We start from the raw sequence: 21772 nt of genomic DNA, 5'->3' as shown, positions 1-21772 counted from the left end.
ACCATCATCTTGATATCCCAGCTGATTATCGAATTTTGCTGGCACTTCTTGTTTCGCTCTCCCGAGCGAGTCACTTTTGTCAGTCGCGGCTGCGCGCCCCGGACAAAAGTAACCAAAAGCGCTTGCCCCGGACATCCGGCCCTGCGCTGCGCTCCGGGTGACTCGCGTTGCTCGCCCTTCGGGCCAGCCTACGGCTGTTACTTCGCTACGCTACGCTCACGCCAGCGCCGTTCCGGGGTCGGTCCAGATGGGCCGTCCATGGCCCACTGGACCTCTCGCCGCATCCATGCGGCTCGACCCACTCCACGACACTGGCGCTCGCCCTGCTGAACGGGGCGATTCGCCAGCCTGGAGGTTCTGGATGAAGAACCCTGAACAGCCCGCAGCCCGCAGCCCGCAGCCCGTAGCCCGTAGCCCGTAGCCCGTAGCCCGTAGCCCGTAGCCCGTAGCCCGTAGCCCGTAGCCCGTAGCCCGTAGCCCGTAGCCCGTAGCCCGTAGCGTGGACAACGGCGCAGCCTTGTCCACTGAGAGCGGCGGTGCCCATTAGTGGAAAACGCTGCGCGGTTTTCCACGCTACGTCTCCAGACGCCAGCGGGCGACTCGATGGTTGACGAGTGCGCCTTCCGGTATCGATGCAGGAAGGGCCAGCTCCGCCTTGCAGCGGTTTCCGTTGGGACTGGCGCTATCGCGGCCATGGGCCGCTCCTACAGGCGTGCCTTGAATCTGTAGGAGCGGCCCATGGCCGCGATGACGGTGGGGCTGGCGGTATTGGCTTCGACGATGCAGCCGTCTCAGCCCAACCTACGAGCGCGCCCTTACAAGCCTTTCTCGAAGATCTTCGAATTGCGCTGGAAGTTGTACAGCGATGCCCGCGCCGCAGGGAGGCGCTCCACGCTGCTGGGTTCGAAGCCGCGTTCGCGGAACCAGTGGGCGGTCTTGGTGGTGAGCACGAACAGGGTGCTCAGGCCGCGCTCGCGGGCGCGTTGTTCGATGCGGGCCAGCAGGGCGTCGCCGCGACCGCCGTGGCGGTAGTCGGGATTGACCGCGAGGCACGCCAGCTCGCCCGCCGCCGAGTCGGCGATGGGATAGAGCGCCGCGCAGGCGATGATCAGGCCTTCGCGTTCGACGATGCTGAATTGCTCGATCTCGCGCTCCAGCACCTCGCGGGAACGGCGCACCAGGATGCCCTGTTCTTCCAGCGGGCGGATCAGCTCCATCAGGCCGCCGACGTCGGCGATGGTCGCCTCGCGCAGGGTCTCGAAGGGTTCCTGGGCCACCAGGGTGCCGCTGCCGGCGCGGGTGAAGAGTTCGGTGAGCAGGGCGCCGTCCTCGGCGTAGCCGACGATGTGGCAGCGACGTACGCCGCCGCGGGTGGCCTGGGCGGCGGCGTCGAGCAGTTCGGCCTGGTAGGAGCTGCCCAGGCGCGCCAGATGGGTGGGGATCTGTTGCGGGCCGATCTCGCGGATCAGGGCGCCGTGTTCGTCCAGCAGGCCCGGCTCGGCGCCGTAGAGCACCAGCTTGTCGGCGCCCAGGTCGATGGCGGCGCGCATGGCGACGTCTTCGCAGGCCAGGTTGAAGGTCTCGCCGGTGGGCGAGTAGCCCAGCGGCGAGAGCAGCACGATGGTGCGCTCGTCGAGCAGGCGGCCGATGCCGCGGCGGTCGATGCGGCGGACTTCGCCGGTGTGGTGGAAGTCGACGCCATCCTGCACCCCGACCGGGCGTGCGGTGACCAGATTGCCGCTGGCGACGCGCAGCCGCGAGCCCTGCATGGGCGAGGCGGCCATGTCCATGGACAGGCGCGCCTCGATGGCGCTGCGCAGGCTGCCGACGGCGTCGATCACCGCTTCCAGGGTCGGGCCGTCGGTGATGCGCAGGTCGTTGTAGAAGCGCGGCTCGATGCCACGCGCGGCCAGGCGCGATTCGATCTGCGGACGGGAGCCGTGCACCAGCACCAGGCGCACGCCCAGGCTGTGCAGCAGCACCAGGTCGTGGACGATGTTGCCGAAGTTGGGATGGGCGACGCCGTCACCGGGCAGCATGACGACGAAGGTGGCGTCGCGGTGGGCGTTGATATAGGGCGAGGCGTGGCGAAGCCAGTTGACGTATTCGTGCATCGAGACGAAGACCCTTGGAGGATAGGCGGGAGGGTGAACGAGGGCAGGCAGGGCGTTCAGCGTCGTCGCAGCACGGGGGTTCCTCGACAGGGAGCGGATGGGCAGACAGCCTCAGTAGACCGTCTGGAGTTTACAAAAAGTCACGCCGGACGCGCGGGTCTGTTCATCGGACCGCGGCGGCCGCGCCCAGGCAGTAGTGGCCGATCAGCTGCTGCAGCAGCTCGACGGTAGGCGCGATCCGCGCCAGCGCCAGGTGCTCCTCGGGCTGGTGCGCGCAGCTGATGTCGCCGGGGCCGAGCACCAGCACCTCCTGGGTGATCGCCTGCAGATAGGGCGCCTCGGTGGCGAAGGCCACGGCCTCGGCGCGGTGGCCGGTGAGCCGCTCGGCCAGGCGCACCAGTTCGGCCTCGGCGGGCTGCTCGAAGGGCGGCACGGCGGGAAACAGCGGCTGGTAGTCGATCCGCACCCCGAAGCGTTCGGCGACCGGCAGCAGCCGCCCGCGGATGGCCTGGCGCAGGGCCTCGGGCTGCATGCCCGGCAGGGGGCGCAGGTCGAATTCCAGGGCGCACTGGCCGCAGATGCGGTTGGGATTGTCGCCGCCATGGATGCAGCCCAGATTCAGCGTCGGCTGGGGCACCAGGAACAGCGGATTGCGGTATTCGCGCTGCCACTGGGCGCGCAGGTCGAGCAGCTCGCCCATCACCGCCTGCATGGCGTCCAGGGCACTGTGGCCCAGGCTCGGATCGGAGGAGTGGCCGCTCTGGCCGAGGATGTCAATGCGCTCCATGAGGATGCCCTTGTGCAGGCGGATCGGCCGCAATCCGGTCGGCTCGCCGATCACCGCGGCGCGGCCCAGGGGGCGGCCGGCTTCGGCCAGCACCCGGGCGCCATCCATGGAGGATTCCTCGTCGCAGGTAGCCAGCACGATCAGCGGCTGGCGCAACTGCCGCGGATCCAGGTCGCGCACCGCCTCGAGGATCAACGCGAAAAAGCCCTTCATGTCGCAACTGCCCAGGCCGTACCAGCGATCATCGGCGTCGCGCAGACGCAGGGGATCGGCCTGCCAGAGGGCGGCGTCATAGGGTACGGTATCGGTATGGCCGGCCAGCACCAGACCGCCCGGCCCGCTGCCCAGGGTGGCGATCAGGTTGAATTTGCCCGGCGCTACCTCCTGGGTCTCGCAGGCGAAGCCCAGGGCGCCGAACCAGTCGCTCAGGCGGGCGATGACGCCGGCGTTGGACTGGTCCAGGGACGGCTGGGTGCAGCTCACCGAGCTTTCGGCGATCAGGGTTGAGAACAGAGCTTTCAGCGCGGGCAGGGTCATGCGGGGTCTCCTGGTCACGCCTCCATCATGGCGCCATCCGCCGCGCGATGAAACCTTCATGCGCCAGGGGGGCGGGACGGGCTAAACTAGCGCCCACGTTCTCGCCGTCCGTCGTCATGACGCGCTCGGCACGGAGCCGGACCGTTCTCTTCCGGCGCCAGGATCCTCCAATGGCCAAAGAAACCGAAATCAAGCTGCGCGCCAGTGCGGCCACCCTCGACGCCCTGCGCGCTCATCCGCTGCTGAAGAAGCGTTGCAAGGACGGCTGGCAGCGCCACGAGCTGTCCAACTGCTATTACGACACCGACACCCGCGACCTGGCCCACGCCAAGGTCGCCCTGCGTGTGCGGCGTGATGGCGAGCGCTTCATCCAGACGCTCAAGAGTCGCGGCCAGAGCCTGGCCGGGCTGTCCGAGCGCAACGAGTGGGAATGGCCGCTGGCCGATGCCACCCTGGACACCGCGCTGTTCGACGACAGCTGCTGGCCGGCGGAACTGGCCGACCTGGACCTGCGCCGCCTGCAGCCGGTGTTCGACACCGATTTCGTCCGCGACGCCGCGGAGATCGCCTGGGGCCGGGGCAAGGCCCGAACCATCATCGAAGTCGCCCTCGACCAGGGCGAGGTGCGTGCCGGCGACCAGCGCGAGGCCATCGCCGAGGTCGAGCTGGAATTGCGCCAGGGCGAACCGGCCGCGCTGCTGGAACTGGCCGAACAACTGGCCGCCGAATTCCCGCTGATGCCCTGCGACATCAGCAAGGCCGAGCGCGGTTATCGCCTGCACGATGCGGCGAGCTACACCCTCTACCTCTCTGCGCCGGAACTCGACGCCGAGACGCCGCTGGACGAGGCCGTCGCCCGCCTCGGCGGACACCTGCTGGCCGGCAGCCAGCGCCTGGCCGAACAGTATCGCTGGAATGGCCACTGGCGCCTGCTGGTGGACTGGGTGCACCAGCTGATCGACCTGCGCGCCCTGCTCGGCAGCCTTGGCCAGGCCGCTCCGCGGGCCACCAGCCGCGACCTGCGCCAGACCCTCGACGAGCTGCTCGCCGACTGGCGCCCGCTTGCCGCCATCGGCCAGGACGACGAGGAAGCCCGCCGCCAGGCACCGCAGCGCTTCGCCGCCGAACTGGAGCAGCCGCGCTGGGGCCTGTTCTCCCTGCGCGCCGCGCGCTGGCTGCACGAGCGCGCCTGGACCCAGGGCCGCACCGGCCGTGGCGAACGCCAGGGCGCGACGCCCCTGGGCCAGTGGCTGCCGCGCTTCCTGGCCCTGGAAGCGGCCGAGTTGCCGCTGCTACGCGCCATCACCGAACCCGAGTTGATCGAGCAGCAGCTGCCGCGCCTGGAGCGCATGCAGGTCTGGCTGCACCTGGCGCGGGGCGCCCTGGACCTGCCCGAAGCCGATCGGCTGTATGGCGAACTGGGCAAGCTGGCGCCGCTGAGCGCCCATGGCGATCTCGCCGGGGTAGCCGAGCAGGCGCGCCTGGTCCATGGCCTGGCGCCCTGGAAAGCCCTGGCCTGAGCCGCCGAATGGCGGGAACGGCTGGCGCATCCGGCCGTCCATCCTGATGGCACAAGGCCGCGAGCGATTCCTTAATACAAAATCGCTATGCTGGAGGAGGCGACCAACCTGGCGGGTAGCGCAGGCGGGTCGTCCCCGGTCAGGCACCGGGCGCCACCCCGAGTGCGACCACCTTTTCAAGGAGTCCAGATGTCCGCCATAGCTTCCCCTTCCGCTGATCGTTGGCTCGACCTGGGCGACATCCTGCGCGAGCTGGTCAGCCAGCAGCGGATCGACCAGCAGACCGCCGAACAGTGCCTGCTCCTGCGCCGCGGTTCGGCCAATCCGCAGCAGCATCCGCTGGAGTTCCTGGCGGCGCAGAGCGTGGACGACCTCAGTCGCCCGGGGCGCAAGCTGGATCTGGACAGCCTCACCCGCTGGCTCGCCGAGTATTCCGGCCAGCCCTTCTACCGCATCGATCCGCTCAAGGTGGACGTGGCCTCGGTCACCCCGCTGATGTCGTACGCCTTCGCCCAGCGCAACAAGATCCTCGCCGTGGCGGTGAGCCCGGACGAGGTGACGGTGGCCAGCGCCCAGCCCTTCGTGCACAGCTGGGAAAGCAACCTCACCCATGTGCTGCAGCGGCCGATCAAGCGCGTGGTGGCCAGCCCGGCGGACATCACCCGCTACACCCAGGAATTCTTTCGCCTGGCGCGCTCGGTCACCGGCGCCTCGGCGGTGGAGCAGAAGACCAGCGGCGTCGGCAACTTCGAGCAGCTAGTCAATCTCGGCGCCGCCGATGGCGAGCCGGATGCCAACGACGCCCACATCGTCAACATCGTCGACTGGCTGTTCCAGTACGCCTTCCAGCAGCGCGCCAGCGATATCCACGTCGAGCCGCGTCGCGAGCAGGGCGCGGTGCGCTTTCGCATCGACGGGGTGCTGCACACCGTCTACCAGTTCCCGGCCCAGGTCACCCTGGCGGTGGTCAGCCGGATCAAGAACCTCGGGCGCATGAACGTCGCCGAGAAGCGCAAGCCCCAGGACGGCCGGATCAAGACGCGCATGGCCGGCGAGAAGGAAGTCGAACTGCGCCTGTCGACCATGCCCACCGCCTTCGGCGAAAAGCTGGTGATGCGGATCTTCGACCCGGACGTACTGCTCAAGAGCTTCGACCAGCTCGGCTTTTCCGCCGACGACCTGCGCCGCTGGGCCGGCATGACCGGGCAACCCAACGGCATCATCCTGGTCACCGGCCCCACCGGTTCGGGCAAGACCACCACGCTGTACACCACCCTCAAGCAGCTGGCCACGCCCGAGGTCAACGTCTGCACCATCGAAGATCCCATCGAGATGGTGGAGGACGCCTTCAACCAGATGCAGGTGCAGCCCAACATCGAGGTGACCTTCGCCAGTGGCGTCAGGGCGCTGATGCGGCAGGACCCGGACATCATCATGATCGGCGAGATCCGCGACCTGGAAACCGCCGAGATGGCCATCCAGGCGGCCCTGACCGGTCACCTGGTGCTCTCCACCCTGCACACCAACGACGCACCCAGCTCGGTGAGTCGCCTGATCGAACTCGGCGTGCCCTACTACCTGATCCGCGCCACGGTGCTCGGCGTCATGGCCCAGCGGCTGGTGCGGACCCTCTGCCCGGCCTGCAAGACGCCCACCGAACTGGACCCGGCCGCCTGGCAGGAACTGACCAAGCCGTGGAACGCCCCGCTGCCCACCGGCGCCATGCAGCCGGTGGGTTGCCCGGAATGTCGTGACACCGGCTATCGCGGTCGTGCCGGGGTATACGAAATCCTCACCCTCTCCGATAGTCTGCGCGAACTGGTGACGGCGGATACCGACATCACCGCGCTGCGGCGGCAGGCGTTCAAGGAAGGCATGCGCAGCCTGCGGCTGTCCGGTGCGCAAAAGATCGCCGCCGGCTTCACCACCGTGGAAGAAGTCCTGCGCGTCACGCCCCAGAGCGAACGTTAGGTCCAGCAGCCCGCGAGCGGAACAAGGATAGCCAGCCGTGCAGACAACCGTCGTGAACCCTGCCGTGGGTGCCGAGGACGCCGAGCAGCGCCGTCGCCGCCAGGCGCTCCTGGCCACCTGCGGCCTGCTCGACGGCCAGCCGGAGCCGGCCCTCGACGACCTGGTGGAACTGGCGGCCACCCTCTGCGAGACGCCCATCGCCGCGGTCAACCTGCTTGGCGAGGAGCAGCAGCTGTTCATCGCCGAACGCGGCCTGGGCGTGGCGGAAATTCCCCTGGCGCTGTCCTTCTGCCAGCACCTGCACGACGCCCGGGAAGCGCGGCAGATCGAGGACCTGAGCCAGGATCCGCGCTTTACCGACAATCCCCTGGTGACCGATCCGGCCGGACTGAGATTCTATGCCGGCGCCCCGCTGCGGACGGCCGAAGGCGTCTTTCTCGGCACCCTCTGCGTGCTCGACTGGCAACCGCGCGAGCTGAACGCCGCACGCCTGAGCGGCCTCGAACGCCTGGCGCGCCAGGTGCTGCGCCTGTTCGAGACGCGGCTGCAGGCGGCCTCGCCGGCGCGGCACAGCACCCTCGACGAAACCCACTACCGCGCGCTGATGGACGTCAATCCGCAGATCATCTGGTTCGCGCGGCCCGATGGCAGCTTCGAATACGCCAATCGCTACTGGTACGAATACAGCGGCCTGAGTCCGGCCAGCGTGGTCGCCGACCCCGATCTCTGGGCCGGCGCCATCCATCCCGAGCAGCGTCCGCAGCTGTTGCGGCGCTGGCGCGAGGTGCGCGAGCAACGCGTCGCCGGCAGCCTGGAATTGCAGCTGCGCGATGCCGAGGGTCACTATCGCTGGTTCGAAACCCGCACCATGCCCTTCACCAATGCCAGCGGCGAGATCGAGCATTGGGTGGGCGTGGCCCAGGACATCGACAGCCGCAAGCGGGCGGAAACGGCGCTGCGGGAGAGCGAGGCCTTCGCCCACCTGCTGCTCGAATCGACCCACGAGGGCTTCTGCGCCCTGGATCGCCAGGGCCGTGCCACCCTCTGCAACCGCGCCTTCCGGCAGATGCTCGGCCTGCCCGAGGACCGCGACATCCTCGGCGAACGCCTGGACACCCGGCTCAGCTCCGCCCGCAGCGAGGATGGCGCCCGGGCCCTGCAGCGCGCCGCCAGCGAAGGCGCCACCCTGCACCTGTCCGCCGACGCCCTGCTGCGCGAGGACGGCAGTCTGCTGCCGGTGGAATGGCGCGCCCAGCCGCTCTGGCGCGACGGCAAGGTCCAGGGCGCCATCTGCACCTTCGTCGACCTCAGCGAACGCATCCGCAGCCATGACCGCCAGCGCTTTTTGCTCGAACTGGGCGACCTGCTGCATGGCGTGACCCACACCGGCGAAGTCGCCTCGGTGCTGGGCGACAGCCTTGGCCACCTGCTCGCCGTGCAGCGCATCGGCTATGCCCGGGTCGGCCGCGACGGCAGCCTGACCATCGACAGCGACTGGCTCGAACAGGGCCGAACCCACCGCCTCAACCTGCCCAGCCTGGCGCACTGGCACACCTCGGCGGTGGAGGAGCTGCGCCGCGGCATCATCGTCAGCGTGGAAGACAGCACCCAGGACAGTCGCCTGGGCGAGATGCGCACCCAGTTGGTGGAGCATGGCGTGCGCGCCGGCCTGGTGGTGCCCCTGCTCGCCGAAGAACAGCTGGTGGGTCTGCTGTTCCTCTATGCCGACACGCCCCGCCACTGGACCATCGGCGATGTCGCCCTGGTACGCGAGGTGGCCGAGCGCATCCGCATCGTCATCGAGCGCACCGCAGCGGCCGACGCCCTGCGTCTGGCCGAGCAGCGCATCGCCCTGGCCATGGATGTGGCCGACTTGGGCGTCTGGGACTATGACATCGACCGCGACCTGATCAGCTGGGATTCGCGCCTCGCCCATCTGGTCGGGGCCACGGAGCGCCGCTGCACCCTGCGCGGCGCGGCGCTGCTGCGCGCACTGCACCCCGCCGATGCGCCCCGGGTGCGAGCCTATGTCAGCGCGGCCATCCAGGGCGGCGGCAATGCCTATGACCTGCGGCTGACCTTTCGCGTGCGCAGTCCGCGCCAGGGCGAACCGGTGTGGCTGAGCATCCGCGGCCGCGAACGCCTGGAGCCCGGCGGTCAGCGGCGGCTGGTGGGCATCGCCCGCGACATCACCCGCGAACGCCATGACGCCGATCGCATCAGCGAGACCAATCGCCAGCTGCGCCGGCAGATCGAGGAGCGCCGCGCCGCCGAAGCCCGCCAGCACGCCCTCATCGAACTGGGCGACCGCCTGCGCGAAGGCGACCCGGAAAGCGCCGGGGTGGCCGCGGCCCTGGAACTGGTGGGTACCCGACTGGGCCTGCGCCGGGTCGGCTATGCCCGTCTGGACGAGAGTCGCGGCACCTTCGTCCCGCACCAGATGTGGACGCCCAACGGCCACTTCGACCAGGCCCTGGCCTATCCGCTGCTCGCCCCCGACAGCCTGGGCAGCCAGGAGGGCGAAGCGCCCCTGGTGATCGACGACGTCAGCCAGGACCCGCGCGCCCAGGCCAATGCGCAGCGCCTGCTCGATCTGGAGATCGCGGCGCTGGTGGACATCCCGCTCTATGAAGACGGTCGCCTGCGCGCACTGTTCGTCGCCCATGACCAGCGCGCCCGACTGTGGACGGAAGGCGAGGTGCAATTTCTGCGCGACGTCACCGACCGGCTCTGGTCGGCCATCTGCCGGCAGCGCTCCCAGGACGCCCAGCGCGAGAGCGAGGGCCGTTTCCGGCTCATGGCCGACAGCGCCCCGGTGCTGATCTGGGCTTGCGACGCCGACGGCCAGCTGCAATTCGTCAACCAGCGCTTCGCCAGCGAATTCGATCTGCACGACGCCGATCTGCACGACCAGGGCTGGAGCGCCCTGCTGCCGGACAGCGAATGCCCGGCCTTCGAAGGCGCCTTCAAGCAGGCCGTCGCCACCCACAGCGCGCTGCGTGCCGAGGTGCGGGTGCGCAATGCCCAGGGCGAATGGCGCTGGCTACGCCTGGAGGGCACCCCGCGCCTGGAGCTCGACGGCGAATTCCATGGCCTGGTGGGTTGCGGCGTGGACGTCACCGAGGCGCGCCAGACCACCGACCAGCTGGAACAGCGCATCGCCGAGCGTACCCAGGAACTGGGGCGCAGCCATGCGCGGCTGATCGCCGAGATCTACGAGCGCGAGCGCACCGAGGAAGCCCTGCGCCAGTCGCAGAAGATGGAAGCCATCGGCCAGCTCACCGGCGGCATCGCCCACGACTTCAACAACATGCTCACCGGCATCGTCGGCGCCCTCGACCTGATCCGTCTGCGCATCGCCAACGGCCGCACCCAGGACCTGGATCGCTACATCAACGCGGCGGTCAATTCGGCCGACCGCGCCGCCGCCCTCACCCACCGGCTGCTGGCCTTCGCCCGCCGCCAGACTCTGGACCCGCAGCCGGTGGACGTCCACCAGCTGGTCGCCTCGCTGCAGGACCTGCTGGTGCGCACCGTGGGCGAAAACGTCGCCCTGCGCCTGGATCTGGCGCCGGTCGCCTGGCTGGCCCACAGCGATACCCACCAGCTGGAAAACGCCCTGCTCAACCTGGTCATCAATGGCCGCGACGCCATGCCCGCGGGCGGCGAGCTGTGCATCGCCACCGCCAACCTCAGCCTCGACGCCGAGGCGGCGGCCCGCGAATCCCTGACTCCGGGCGACTATGTGCGCCTGAGCGTGGCCGACACCGGCACCGGCATGCCACCGGAGGTCAAGGCCAAGGCCTTCGAACCCTTCTTCACCACCAAGCCGGCCGGCCAGGGCACGGGGCTGGGACTGTCGATGATCTACGGCTTCGTCAAGCAGTCCGGCGGCACCGCGCGCATCGACACCGAACAGGGCCAGGGCACCACCATCAGTCTCTATCTGCCGCGCCATCCGGAGGTGGCTGCCGCCGCCACCGATCAACCGACGCTCAAGGTCGCGCCCCGCGCCGAAGCCGGCCAGACCGTGCTGGTGGTGGAGGACGAATACGCGGTGCGCATGATCGTGCTGGAGGTGCTCGCGGAGCTGGGCTACACCGCTCTGGAGGCGAGCGATGCCGATGGCGCCCTGCCGATCATCGAGAGCGATCAGCGGCTGGACCTGCTCATCAGCGACGTCGGCCTGCCCGGCATGAACGGCCGCCAGCTCGCCGAGATCGCCCGTGGTCGGCGCCCCGAGCTCAAGGTGCTGTTCATCACCGGCTATGCCAAGAACGCCAAGGTGCGCGGCGAATTCCTCGGCGAGAACATGGACATGCTGATCAAGCCCTTCGACATCGATGCCCTGGCGGAGCGCATCCACAGCATGATCCAGCACTAGGCGCCGGCGAAGAAGCCGGCACAGGGCGCTGGAACTCAAAGGACGTCTGAGCTCTCTATAGGAAACCTCATGAAGGAGATCTCATCCATGCGCCTGAAGAAGCTTGCTCTGGTTTCCCTGATCGGCCTGCCGCTGCTGGCCGCGACCACCGCCGCCAATGCGGATGCCCGGTTCTGGCGGCATGCCGCGACCCTCGGGGCGACCTCGGGCTCGTTCTATACCACCAGCCGTGACGACCACAAGATCGTCGCCGCCACCCAGGACGACGCCAGCTCCTACCTGGCCAGCAACGGCCAGATCCGTGGCCCCTACCTGGAGGCCGCGCTGCGCGACATGCGCGCCGCCGAGCCGGGCCTCAAGGCCAGCGACAGCGATCTCGCCATGCGTATCCTGACCCAGTAAGGGTCAGGCAAAAAAAGAACCCCGCCGGCCACGCCGCGCGGGGTTCTTTTTTGCCCGGGATCCGGGCGGCGGATGGCGCCTCAGCTCTCGCTGGCGGCGCGATAGCCGTCGGCGTCGAGCAGCTTGTCCAGCTCGGCCGCGTCCTGCGGCTTGAGCTTGAAGAACCAGGCGCCATAGGGCTCGCCATTGACCTGCTCGGGGGCGTCGGCCAGGGCCTCGTTGACGGCGATCACCTCGCCGCCCACCGGGGCATAGATGTCCGAGGCCGCCTTCACCGATTCCACCACCCCGGCCTGGTCACCGGCGGCGAGGGTCTTGCCGACGTCCGGCAGTTCGATGAAGACCACATCGCCCAGGGCTTCCTGGGCATGGTCGGAAATGCCGACGGTCACGCTACCGTCGGCTTCCAGACGGGCCCATTCGTGGCTGGCGGCATAACGCAGGTCGGCGGGAATCTGGCTCATGAGAGGTCCTCGGGGCTGGCACGGTTAAAAGGCAAGGGTAGCCTGCCGACCCCGGGGACCGCCATCGCTGGCCGGGCTTATTTGGGGCCGATGCTCGCGCAGCTGCTGCTGTCGACGTACTTCTTCAGGGTCGCCCACTGGGGTCGATCCACGCCGTTGATGGGTTCCACCGCCAGGTTGTAGTTGCCCCAGCCGGGACCGGCGGCCCAGTAGCTGGCCGGAATGCAGTGCTGCTTGAGATAGGCCAGCATGTTGTCCATGGCCACCAGCCAGCGCGGATCGTCGTCCGGCACGCCGAATTCGCCGATGTAGCCCTGCTTGCCGTTCTTCTTCAGCCAGTCGACGAAGGGCTTGACGCGATTCACCCCGACCATGGGGTCGAAGCCGCTCATGTCCTTGCTGGCGTACTGGCCGCCACCGTCATTGTCGAAATAGACGTGGGCGGAAAAGATCAGCTTGTTGGCCGGGTCCTTGAGCGCCAGCAGCGGATCGTTCCACTGCGGCCAGCGCGCGGCGCTGGACCAGCCGTTGCCCTCGACGATGATGGGGTGGACGCTGTCCACGGTACGGATGCCGTTGATGCCGTGCTGGGCGGCGGTCGGCCAGAAGGCCACGGCGTCGTGGGGCTCGTTCATGATGTCGTAACCGAAGAGCGCCGGGTGCTTGCCGAAGCGGAAGGCCAGGCGATAGGTCACGTCCCAGTAGTTGAAGTAGGTGACCTTGCCCGCGCCGATCACCTCGCCGCGATAGCGCGCATAGTTGTGCAGGTCGAGGATCACCTTGACGCCATACTTCTGGGCGTAATTCAGCGTCTGGGTGACCAGGGCGCCATAGTCCGGATCCAGCATCGAATTCAGGTTGGGCTGGATGCGCTCCCAGATGATCGGAAAGCGCACCAGCTTGATGCCCTTGGCGCTCCAGTCCTTGAAGTGCTGTTCGCTGGGAAAGATGTAGTTGCGGTTGTTGAGGCCGGGCAGCACCTGGCTGGCGAAGCCGGCACCGGAGAAGTTGAGACCGACCAGGTCGACCGCCTGGGCCGAACCCAGGAGTGCGCTGCTCAGGGCCAGGGTACCGGCCAGCCGCAGGGAAAACTGGCGCAAGCGCCGGGTAAGGGATTGCATGACTGCACCTGTGAAAAGAAAGACTCCCCGCCCCCGCAAGCTAGCGGGTCCTGGCGTAGGCGAGTTCAGGCGGCCGCGTCCGCTTGCGGCGCCACTGGGTGCGACTTCGTCGTCATTGTTGGGGCAGCTATCGGCGTCAGCTGCGCCAGCTTTAGTGAATTTTTTCGTTCAAAAACAGATGGTTACGCTTTGATTTACGTCAGATAGCCGGCGCTTTTCCGCAGACCTCGGCGCAGTCTCGCTAACACCTTGAATCGGCAGGACTTTCCGTATCCGTGAAAGAACGAGTACAGCGCCCGAGCACTCAAAAAGACCGACTTGGTAAAAAGAGTCATTTTCAAAACCGGGCTGCACAGATGCCCAGGGTGGCCATGGGGCCGGCCCCGGAACGTTCGCCGGCAGCCGGGCTCTATCCTGCGAGCCCCTCGCGAGAGCCCTGCCATGCCCCTGAGCACGCCCTATCCCTTGCGTACCCTGGCCCTGACCCTGGCCGCCGTGGCCCTGATCGGCTGCGGCGAGACCGCGCGCCTGCAGCGCGAAGCCGGCTATGGGCCGACGCCGACCCTGCCGGAACCCCACAAGACACTGCTGCCGACCATCAACGTGGCCCCGGCGGTCGGCTGGCCCGAAGGCGGCAAGCCCACTGCCGCGCCCGGCACCCAGGTCCAGGCCTTCGCCCGTGGCCTGGACCATCCGCGCTGGCTCTATGTGCTGCCCAATGGCGATGTGCTGGTGGCGGAAAGCAATGCGCCCAAGCGCGAGGGCTTTCCCGGGATCAAGAACTGGATCGCGGGTCTGTTCATGAAGAAGGCCGGCGCCGGGGTGCCCAGCGCCGACCGCATCACCCTGTTGCGCGATGCCGACGGCGATGGCGTCGCCGAGACCCGCACCGTCTTCGCCGAACAGCTGCATTCGCCGTTCGGCATGGTGCTGGTGGGCGAGGACTTCTATGTCGCCAATGCCGATGCCCTGGTGCGCTTCTCCTATCGCCCCGGTGCGACTCGCCTGGAAGGCCAGCCGGTGACGGTCACCGAGCTACCGGCGGGCATCAATCACCACTGGACCAAGAACGTCATCGCCAGTCGCGACGGCAAGAAGCTCTATCTCACCGTGGGCTCCAACAGCAACGTCGGCGAAAACGGCCTGGACATCGAGGAAGGCCGCGCCGCCATCTGGGAGCTGGATCGCGCCAGCGGCCAGAAACGCCTGTTCGCCACCGGTCTGCGCAACCCCAATGGGCTGGACTGGGAGCCCAGCACCGGCAAACTGTGGACGGTGGTCAACGAACGCGACGAGATCGGCAGCGACCTGGTGCCGGACTATGCCACCTCGGTGCAGGACGGCGGCTTCTATGGCTGGCCCTACAGCTACTGGGGCAAGACCGTGGACAGCCGGGTACAGCCGCCCCGCCCGGATCTGGTGGCCAAGGCGCTGACCCCGGACTACGCCCTGGGTACCCACACCGCCTCCCTGGGCCTGGCCTTCGCGAGCGCCGACAGCGGGTTGCCGACGGCGTTTCGCCAGGGCATGTTCGTCGGCCAGCACGGCTCCTGGAATCGCGATCCCAAGAGCGGCTACAAGGTCGTCTTCGTGCCCTTCCAGAACGGCAAGCCCAGCGGCCCGCCGCGCGACCTGCTGACCGGTTTCCTCAATGGCAAGGAAGAGGCCCAGGGACGTCCGGTCGGGGTGGTCAACGATGGCCACGGCGGCCTGCTGGTGGCCGACGATGTCGGCAATACGATCTGGCGGGTCAGCGCCCAGCGTCCCTGAGCCGTGTTAATCCGGCCTTAAGCGCCCTGGCCTAGGCTGGAGGCTGACCATCCTAGAGATGGTCACCGCTCTTGCCGAGGCCGGCCCGGAGCGGTAAAACCGCTCAACCGCCTGGGAAAATCCGATGAGAATACTGCTGGCCGAAGACGACATGCTGCTGGGCGACGGCATCCGCGCCGGCCTGGCCCTGGAAGGCGATACCGTCGACTGGGTGACCGATGGCCAGGCCGCCCAGGCTGCGCTGGAAACCGATCCCTTCGATCTGGTGGTGCTCGACATCGGCCTGCCCCGCCGCTCGGGGCTCGAGGTTCTGGCCGCGCTGCGCAAGCGCGGCGACGCTACCCCGGTACTGATCCTCACCGCCCGCGACAAGGTCACCGACCGGGTCACCGGCCTGGACACCGGCGCCGACGACTACCTGACCAAACCCTTCGACCTGGACGAACTGCTCGCCCGGGTCCGCGCCCTCACCCGCCGCAGCGCCGGCCGGGCGCTGCCGCAACTGGAGCACAACGAGCTGCGGGTCGATCCGGCCACCCACCGGGTGACCCTGGCCGGCCAGCCGGTGGAGCTGGCACCGCGGGAATACGCCCTGCTGCGCCTGCTGCTGGAAAACATGGGCAAGGTGCTCTCGCGCAATCGCCTGGAGCAGGCGCTCTATGGCTGGGACGGTGACGTCGAGAGCAACGCCATCGAGGTCCATATCCATCACCTCAGACGCAAGCTCGGCACCAGCCTGATCCGCACCGTGCGCGGCATCGGCTACGGCATCGACCAGCCCGAGCGGCCGGCTCCATGACCGACGGCCCGGCCGTCTCGCTGCGCCGGCGGCTGCTGACGCTGCTGCTGTGCGGCATCTTCGCCTGCTGGCTGATCGCCGCCCTGGTGACCTACCAGCTGGTGCTGCGCCAGGTGAATCGCCTGGCCGACGAGGACATGCTCGACTTCGGCTCGGCCGCCCTGCACCTGGCCACCCTGGGCGAGGGCGGTGACCACAGCCTGCCGCCCGCGGCCCGGGCCCTGGAGCGCAGCCGCACGGCCATCGCCGACCTGCCGCTGTTCAAGCGACGCAACGCCCTGGGCTATCTGCTGCAGGCCGGCGACCAGCGCCTCGGCACCCCGGCGCCGCCGGCCGGCCTGGCCGACCAGCCGCCCGGCTTCAGCAGCCTGCTGGCCGAGGGGCAGCACTGGCGCGTGTTGCGGCTGAGCAGCGGCGAGGGGCGCATCTGGATCTACGAAAACCTGGCCGATCGCCGCGGCGCCACCAACCTGCTGCTGCTCGGCTCGCTGTTTCCCCTGGCCCTGGCCCTGCCGGTGCTGGCCGCCCTCATCTGGTTCGGCGTCACCCGCGGTCTGGAGCCCCTGCGCCAGTTGGCCGCGCAGATCAAGCAGCGCTCCGCCCAGCGCCTGGAGCCGTTGCCGCTGAGCCGGGTGCCGCTGGAAGCCGCGGTCCTGGTGGAAGAAATCAACGCTCTGCTGGAACGCCTGGACGGGGCCCTGGAGGCGGAGCGCCGGCTGACCAGCGACGCCGCCCACGAGATCCGCACCCCCCTCGCCAGTCTGCTGACCCACACCCAGGTCGCCCTGAGGTCCAGCGATCCCCAGGCCCATGCCCGTGGCCTGGTGCAGGTGCGTCGCAGCGCCGAACGCATCAGCCAGCTGATGGAGCAGATCCTGCTCCTGGCGCGGCTGGACAGCGGCGCCCTGCAGGAGCAGTTCGTCCCCGTCCATCTCGGCCGGCTGGCGGCGGACACCCTGTCGGAACTCGCGCCCCTGGCCATCGAGAAGAACATCGACCTGGTGCTGGAGGATCAGGAGGTCAAGCTGTCGGGTATTCCCACCTGGCTGGGCGTGCTGCTCACCAACCTGGTCGGCAACGCCATCCGCTATACCCCCAGCGGCGGCCAGGTGCTGGTGCGGGTCGTCGAGGAGGTGCCCGGCCAGGTACGTATCGACGTCTGCGACAGCGGCCCCGGGGTCAGTCCGGAAGAACGGGCGGTGATCTTCACTCGTTTCTACCGCAGCGAGAGCGCTGGCCAGAACGTCGGCAGCGGCCTGGGGCTGCCCATCGTCAAGCGCATCGTCGAAATCCATGGCGGCAGCCTGCACCTGGGCGAAGGCCTGCAAGGACGCGGGCTGGGGGTATACGTCGAGCTACCCGGCCTGGCCTGATCCGGCCACCTACGACCAAGGCCATCTTTTACCCGGGACGGCCTAGGGCTTACAGTGCAGGGATTCGCCACAAGCGAATGCAGTCCTGCCTTCTGGAGAGCCCGGCCCATGTCCATGATCCTGTACCACACTCCCGCCTCGCCCTTCGGTCGCAAAGTCGTGGTGATGCTCCACGAGACGGACCTGATCGAGCAGGTGGAGGTGGAAATCGTCCAGCAGACGCCGCTCAACCCCAATCGCGACGTCCTCGATACCAACCCCGCCGGCAAGATTCCCGCCCTGCGCCTGGCCGATGGCACCTGCCTGCACGACAGCCGCGTCATCCTCGACTACCTGGATACCCTGCACGCGCGCACCCCGCTGATCCCGCGCCAGGGCCCGGAGCGCTGGCGGCGCCTGACCCTGGCCTCGCTGTGCGACGCCATGATGGAAGCCGCGGTGCAGATCCGCTACGAGAGCTTCATGCGCCCACCGGGCATGCAGTGGAAGCTCTGGCTGGACAACCAGCAGGAAAAGATCGCCCGGGCGCTGGACTACTTCGAGCGCGAGGCCATCGCCGAACTGGAGGGCGAATTCGACGTGGCCAGCCTGGGCATGGCCTGCCTGCTCGGCTATCTGGACTTCCGCATCCCCACCTGGGCCTGGCGCAGCGACTGTCCGCGCATCGCCGCCTGGTACGCCCGTACCGGCGAGCGGCCCTCGCTGCAGGCCNCCCGCCCCTGAGCCGGCGCTAGGCCTGCTGCCAGAGCCGCTCCAGATTGCGAAAGCCCCACTCCTGCGGATCTTCCCGCCGCACGATGCGTTCGTCGGCGGGCGGCCGGGCGAGATCCAGCAACCGCTGCGGCAGCGGCGTGCGCGAACGCGCGGAAAAGAATACCCGCACCCGCGGGGTCAGCAGGCTGTCCGGGTGCTGCTCGACCACCACCGCCAGCTGCTCGTTGCTCAGCCGCACCAGGGAGCCGATCGGATAGATGCCCAGCGTCTTGACGAAGGCCTGGAACACCCGGGGATCGAAGTGCCCCTTCCACTCCGCCATGCGCCGGATCGCCTCGGCCGGACTCCAGGCGGTCTTGTAGGGCCGGGTCGAGGAGACGGCGTCATAGACGTCGCAGACCGCGGCGATGCGCGACAGCAGACTGATCTGGTTGCCGGCCAACCCATGGGGATAGCCGCTGCCATCGAATTTCTCGTGATGGTGCAGGCAGACGTCGATGACCTCCGCGGATGCGCCCCACTGCCGCAGCAGGGCGACGCCTTCCTCGGGATGCCGCCGCATCACGGCGAATTCGGCCTCGGTCAGCCTGCCCGGCTTGTTGAGCACCTCGACGGGGGTGCGCATCTTGCCCACGTCGTGCAGCAGACCGGCCTGACCGGCCAGCAGCACCTGCTCAGCCGGCAGGTCCATCTGCCGCGCCACCGCCGTCATCAGGGCGCAGACCGACACCGAATGGATGTAGGTATACTCGTCGACCGTGCGCAGCCGCGTCAGGCTGATCAGTGCCGTGGGGTGCCGCAACACCGACGCCGAGATCTGCTCGACCACGGTCGCCACTTCGCTCAGCTCGATGGCCTGGCCCAGGCGCACGTCCTGGAACAGCCGCGCCACCTCCTGCTTGGCGTGGGCGCTGACCGCCGACGCCTGCGCCATTTCCTGCGGACAACTGATGGCGGCGACCGGTGCGGTGCCCGTCTCCGGGGTCGGAGCGGCAGCGGGGAGCGTCGCGGGGGCAGCGACCGACGCGGCAACGGGCTCAGGGACCGCCACCGGTTCCAGGGCGGGCGAGCATTCGCTCGGGGACCGGCAATCCAGGCCCTTGGCGATATCGATCCACACCGCGGTCACCGCGCTGTCCTGGATCTTCTGCAGGTCGCGTGGCTCCTGCAGCAGGAAGCGCGCCTTCCAGAACGGATGGTCGATCCAGCTGCCTTCGAATTTGTGGATGTACATGCCGAGGCAGACCTCGGCACTGGTAACCTTTTTGAGCATGGCGTTCACTTCGCAGCGGATCGGCAGCAGCCATCCAGAGGCGGATGATCGCAAAATGCTATGTCACGCCAAAGACTATCGCCCCAAGTTCTAGACGAGAGAATCCATGCACCTCCTGACCGGTATCACCGTCTCTGCGCTGCTCCTGTTGAACACCCTGGTCATGATCGGTCCGCTACTGGTATTCGCCCTGATCAAGCTGCTGCCCCTTGTCGCGCTGCGCGACCTCTGCTCCCGGGTGGTCACCGCCATCGCCGAGACCTGGGCCGAGATCAACAAGGCCATCTTCGCCCGCCTCACCCCCACCGTCTGGGACATCCGCGGCACCGAGGCGCTCAGCCGTGACCGCTCCTACCTGGTCATCTGCAATCACCAGTCCTGGGTCGATATCCCCGCGCTCATCGAGACCTTCAACGGCAAGGTGCCCTATTTCAAGTTCTTCCTGAAGAAGGAGCTCATCTGGGTACCCTTCCTGGGGCTCGCCTGGTGGGCGCTGGACTACCCCTTCATGAAGAGATACACCCGCGCCCAGCTGGCCCGCCGCCCGGAACTCAAGGGCGCGGACCTGGCCATCACCCGCCGCGCCTGCGAGAAATTCCGCCGCCAGCCGGTGACCATCGTCAACTACCTGGAAGGCACCCGCTTCACCGCCGCCAAGCATGCGGAGCAGCAGTCGCCCTATCGCCACCTGCTCAAGCCCAAGGCCGGCGGCATGGCCTTCGTCCTCGCCGCCATGGGCGAGCAGCTGGACACCCTGCTGGACGTCACCCTGGTCTATCCCGACGGTCGCGTGCCCGGCTTCTGGGACCTGCTCTGCGGACGAGTCAAACGCGTTATCATCGATATTCGCGCGCGACCTCTGGATCCGGCGCGCTGGGCGGGTGACTACAGCGAAGATGCGGAATTTCGCGCAGGCTTCCAGCAGTGGGTCAGCACGCTCTGGGCAGAGAAGGACCAGCGGATCGAGGCGCTGCTAGATTCCCGCTCGCGCTGAAGGAGCGGGGCACCCTGCCGCCGCCAGACAGTCAGAGAGCGGGTAGTCGGCTGTCTCGACAAGGACCTCCCATGCCCTCCCCGACCCTGGATACCACCACGGCCCGCTGGCTTCCCTGGCTGATCGCCGTGGCCTTCTTCATGCAGTCGCTGGACGCGACCATCGTCAACACCGCCCTGCCGCGCATGGCCGCCGACCTCGGCGAGAATCCGCTGCGCATGCAGGGGGTGGTGATCGCCTACCTGCTCACTGTCGCGCTGCTGATTCCCGCCTCGGGCTGGATTTCCGATCGCTTCGGCAGTCGCCGCGTCTTCTTCACCGCCATCGCCCTCTTCACCTTTGGCTCGCTGCTCTGCGCCCTGGCGCCCAGCCTCAACCTGCTGATCGCCGCCCGGGTCATCCAGGGCCTCGGCGGTTCGCTGATGCTGCCGGTAGGGCGCCTGGTGATCCTGCGCGTCTATCCGCGCAGCGAGCTGGTCCGCATCCTCAGCTTCATCACCATTCCCGGCCTGATCGGCCCTCTGGCCGGCCCGGCCCTGGGTGGCTGGTTGGTGGAAGCCGTGTCCTGGCACTGGATCTTCCTGATCAACCTGCCAGTGGGCATCCTCGGCTGCCTGGCCACCCGCCGCCTGCTGCCGGACCTGCGCAGCCCCCTGCCGCAACGCTTCGACGGCCTGGGCTTCCTGCTCTTCGGCACTTCCATGATCCTCATCAGCATCGCCCTGGAAGGCCTCGGCGAATTGCACCTGCCCCATGTGCGGGTGGTGCTGTTGCTGATGGCCGGCATGGCATGCATGGTGGCCTACTGGCTGCGCGCCCTGCACCACGACCAGCCACTGTTCTCCGCCGAGCTGTTTCGCATCCGCAGCTTCGCGGTGGGCATCTTCGGCAATCTCTTCGCCCGCCTCGGCAGCGGCGCCCTGCCCTTTCTCATCCCGCTGCTGTTCCAGGTGGGCCTCGGCTACTCGCCGACCCAGGCCGGCCTGCTGATGATGCCCCTGGCGCTGTCGGCGATGCTGGCCAAGCCCATCGCCGGTCCGCTGATCGGGCGCCTCGGCTATCGCCGCCTGCTGGTGGGCAACACCCTGCTACTGGGTTGCCTGATCGCCAGCCTCGCCCTGATCGGTCCCTCGACGCCCTTCGTCTGGCTGCTCATCCACCTCGGCATCCTCGGCGCGGTGAATTCCATGCAGTTCACCGCCATGAACACCATTACCCTCATCGACCTGCACGACCAGCAGGCGGCCAGCGGCAACAGCCTGCTGTCGGTGGTGATGCAACTGGCCATGAGCTTTGGCGTGGCCTGTGCGGCCGCCCTGCTGGGCGGTTTCCAGGACGACTATGGCGACACCGAGGTGCTGTCCGCCTTTCGCGCGACCTTTCTCTGCGTCGGCGCGCTCTCGATGCTGGCGGCGGCGATCTTCTTGCAGGCCTCGCGGGAGACCGGGCGCCGGGTCAAGCCGCTGGCGGCCGAACCGGAAAAGAGCGCGCAGAACGTCGAGTGAAGCGGGCTATAGCACCGCTCGACACGCCATAAACGAAAAACCCC

The 21772-nt window shown here is 68.2% G+C and carries 15 protein-coding genes; 10 read left to right on the top strand and 5 right to left on the bottom strand.

The window, feature by feature from the left end; all coding sequences use genetic code 11:
* Positions 1–815 precede the first annotated feature (815 nt).
* A complete protein-coding gene (argA, locus tag PSK12I2_RS0109780) occupies positions 816–2114 on the bottom strand; it encodes an amino-acid N-acetyltransferase (protein WP_007161264.1) in 1299 nt (432 codons plus the stop codon).
* 163 nt (positions 2115–2277) lie between these two features.
* Positions 2278–3438, bottom strand: coding sequence for an acetylornithine deacetylase (gene argE / locus PSK12I2_RS0109775; protein ID WP_027598248.1), 1161 nt, complete (start codon positions 3436–3438; stop codon positions 2278–2280).
* Between the two features lie 170 nt (positions 3439–3608).
* Here argE and PSK12I2_RS0109770 point away from each other — a divergent pair, with 170 nt between their 5' ends.
* From PSK12I2_RS0109770 to PSK12I2_RS0109755, 4 genes are all read left to right on the top strand, one after another.
* A complete protein-coding gene (locus PSK12I2_RS0109770; RefSeq protein ID WP_027598247.1) occupies positions 3609–4958 on the top strand; it encodes an inorganic triphosphatase in 1350 nt (449 codons plus the stop codon).
* A 189-nt stretch (positions 4959–5147) separates the two neighbouring features.
* A complete protein-coding gene (locus PSK12I2_RS0109765) occupies positions 5148–6929 on the top strand; it encodes a GspE/PulE family protein (RefSeq protein ID WP_027598246.1) in 1782 nt (593 codons plus the stop codon).
* A gap of 37 nt (positions 6930–6966) precedes the next feature.
* Positions 6967–11313 carry a PAS domain S-box protein gene (locus tag PSK12I2_RS0109760; protein WP_027598245.1) on the top strand — a complete coding sequence of 1449 codons (4347 nt, stop codon included), beginning with the start codon at positions 6967–6969 and terminating at the stop codon, positions 11311–11313.
* An 87-nt stretch (positions 11314–11400) separates the two neighbouring features.
* Positions 11401–11715 (top strand): DUF2388 domain-containing protein, encoded by a 315-nt coding sequence (locus tag PSK12I2_RS0109755; protein ID WP_007161269.1) that lies wholly within the window; start codon positions 11401–11403, stop codon positions 11713–11715.
* 80 nt (positions 11716–11795) lie between these two features.
* On the opposite strand, the gene gcvH is transcribed toward PSK12I2_RS0109755, so the two are convergent.
* A complete protein-coding gene (gene gcvH, locus PSK12I2_RS0109750) occupies positions 11796–12179 on the bottom strand; it encodes a glycine cleavage system protein GcvH (protein ID WP_027598244.1) in 384 nt (127 codons plus the stop codon).
* 77 nt (positions 12180–12256) lie between these two features.
* Complete coding sequence (locus PSK12I2_RS0109745) at positions 12257–13300, bottom strand: glycoside hydrolase family 5 protein (RefSeq protein WP_027598243.1); 1044 nt, start codon at positions 13298–13300, stop codon at positions 12257–12259.
* A 441-nt stretch (positions 13301–13741) separates the two neighbouring features.
* Between PSK12I2_RS0109745 and PSK12I2_RS0109740 the strand changes: the two genes are divergently transcribed.
* The 4 genes from PSK12I2_RS0109740 (at position 13742) to PSK12I2_RS0109725 (ending at position 17965) form a co-directional block, all read left to right on the top strand.
* Complete coding sequence (locus PSK12I2_RS0109740) at positions 13742–15070, top strand: sorbosone dehydrogenase family protein (RefSeq protein WP_156930138.1); 1329 nt, start codon at positions 13742–13744, stop codon at positions 15068–15070.
* A gap of 124 nt (positions 15071–15194) precedes the next feature.
* Entirely contained in the window at positions 15195–15869 is a 675-nt protein-coding gene (locus tag PSK12I2_RS0109735; protein ID WP_027598241.1) for a response regulator, read from the top strand.
* Positions 15866–17242 carry a HAMP domain-containing sensor histidine kinase gene (locus PSK12I2_RS0109730; RefSeq protein WP_007161274.1) on the top strand — a complete coding sequence of 459 codons (1377 nt, stop codon included), beginning with the start codon at positions 15866–15868 and terminating at the stop codon, positions 17240–17242. Before PSK12I2_RS0109735 ends, PSK12I2_RS0109730 begins: the two co-directional genes overlap by 4 nt.
* A 108-nt stretch (positions 17243–17350) precedes the next feature.
* Positions 17351–17965 carry a glutathione S-transferase N-terminal domain-containing protein gene (locus PSK12I2_RS0109725; protein WP_037007637.1) on the top strand — a complete coding sequence of 205 codons (615 nt, stop codon included), beginning with the start codon at positions 17351–17353 and terminating at the stop codon, positions 17963–17965.
* Positions 17966–17972: 7 nt separating this feature from the next.
* Here PSK12I2_RS0109725 and PSK12I2_RS23890 read toward each other — a convergent pair whose 3' ends face one another.
* Positions 17973–19229: an HD-GYP domain-containing protein gene (locus PSK12I2_RS23890; protein ID WP_037007636.1), complete on the bottom strand. Its 1257-nt coding sequence runs from the start codon at positions 19227–19229 to the stop codon at positions 17973–17975.
* A gap of 106 nt (positions 19230–19335) precedes the next feature.
* On the opposite strand from PSK12I2_RS23890, the gene PSK12I2_RS0109715 reads away from it, so the two are divergent.
* Both PSK12I2_RS0109715 and mdtD read left to right on the top strand, forming a co-directional pair.
* Positions 19336–20223, top strand: a complete 888-nt coding sequence (locus PSK12I2_RS0109715; RefSeq protein WP_027598239.1) for an acyltransferase — start codon at positions 19336–19338, stop codon at positions 20221–20223.
* Between the two features lie 71 nt (positions 20224–20294).
* On the top strand, positions 20295–21728 hold the full coding sequence (mdtD, locus tag PSK12I2_RS0109710) for a multidrug transporter subunit MdtD (protein WP_007161278.1): 1434 nt from the start codon (positions 20295–20297) through the stop codon (positions 21726–21728).
* The last annotated feature ends 44 nt before the right edge of the window (positions 21729–21772 follow it).

This window comes from Pseudomonas sp. MOIL14HWK12:I2, from assembly GCF_000510745.1.
Lineage (GTDB): Bacteria > Pseudomonadota > Gammaproteobacteria > Pseudomonadales > Pseudomonadaceae > Chryseomonas > Chryseomonas oryzihabitans.
Note: the sequence above shows the minus strand (reverse complement) of the source record. Positions and strands in the feature narration are given on the sequence as shown.

Coding starts and splice junctions, on each gene's coding strand:
- argA (WP_007161264.1), bottom strand. CDS start 2,114: ATGCACGAATACGTCAACTGGCTTCGCCACGCCTCGCCCTATATCAAC.
- argE (WP_027598248.1), bottom strand. CDS start 3,438: ATGACCCTGCCCGCGCTGAAAGCTCTGTTCTCAACCCTGATCGCCGAA.
- PSK12I2_RS0109770 (WP_027598247.1), top strand. CDS start 3,609: ATGGCCAAAGAAACCGAAATCAAGCTGCGCGCCAGTGCGGCCACCCTC.
- PSK12I2_RS0109765 (WP_027598246.1), top strand. CDS start 5,148: ATGTCCGCCATAGCTTCCCCTTCCGCTGATCGTTGGCTCGACCTGGGC.
- PSK12I2_RS0109755 (WP_007161269.1), top strand. CDS start 11,401: ATGCGCCTGAAGAAGCTTGCTCTGGTTTCCCTGATCGGCCTGCCGCTG.
- gcvH (WP_027598244.1), bottom strand. CDS start 12,179: ATGAGCCAGATTCCCGCCGACCTGCGTTATGCCGCCAGCCACGAATGG.
- PSK12I2_RS0109745 (WP_027598243.1), bottom strand. CDS start 13,300: ATGCAATCCCTTACCCGGCGCTTGCGCCAGTTTTCCCTGCGGCTGGCC.
- PSK12I2_RS0109740 (WP_156930138.1), top strand. CDS start 13,742: ATGCCCCTGAGCACGCCCTATCCCTTGCGTACCCTGGCCCTGACCCTG.
- PSK12I2_RS0109735 (WP_027598241.1), top strand. CDS start 15,195: ATGAGAATACTGCTGGCCGAAGACGACATGCTGCTGGGCGACGGCATC.
- PSK12I2_RS0109730 (WP_007161274.1), top strand. CDS start 15,866: ATGACCGACGGCCCGGCCGTCTCGCTGCGCCGGCGGCTGCTGACGCTG.
- PSK12I2_RS23890 (WP_037007636.1), bottom strand. CDS start 19,229: ATGCTCAAAAAGGTTACCAGTGCCGAGGTCTGCCTCGGCATGTACATC.
- PSK12I2_RS0109715 (WP_027598239.1), top strand. CDS start 19,336: ATGCACCTCCTGACCGGTATCACCGTCTCTGCGCTGCTCCTGTTGAAC.
- mdtD (WP_007161278.1), top strand. CDS start 20,295: ATGCCCTCCCCGACCCTGGATACCACCACGGCCCGCTGGCTTCCCTGG.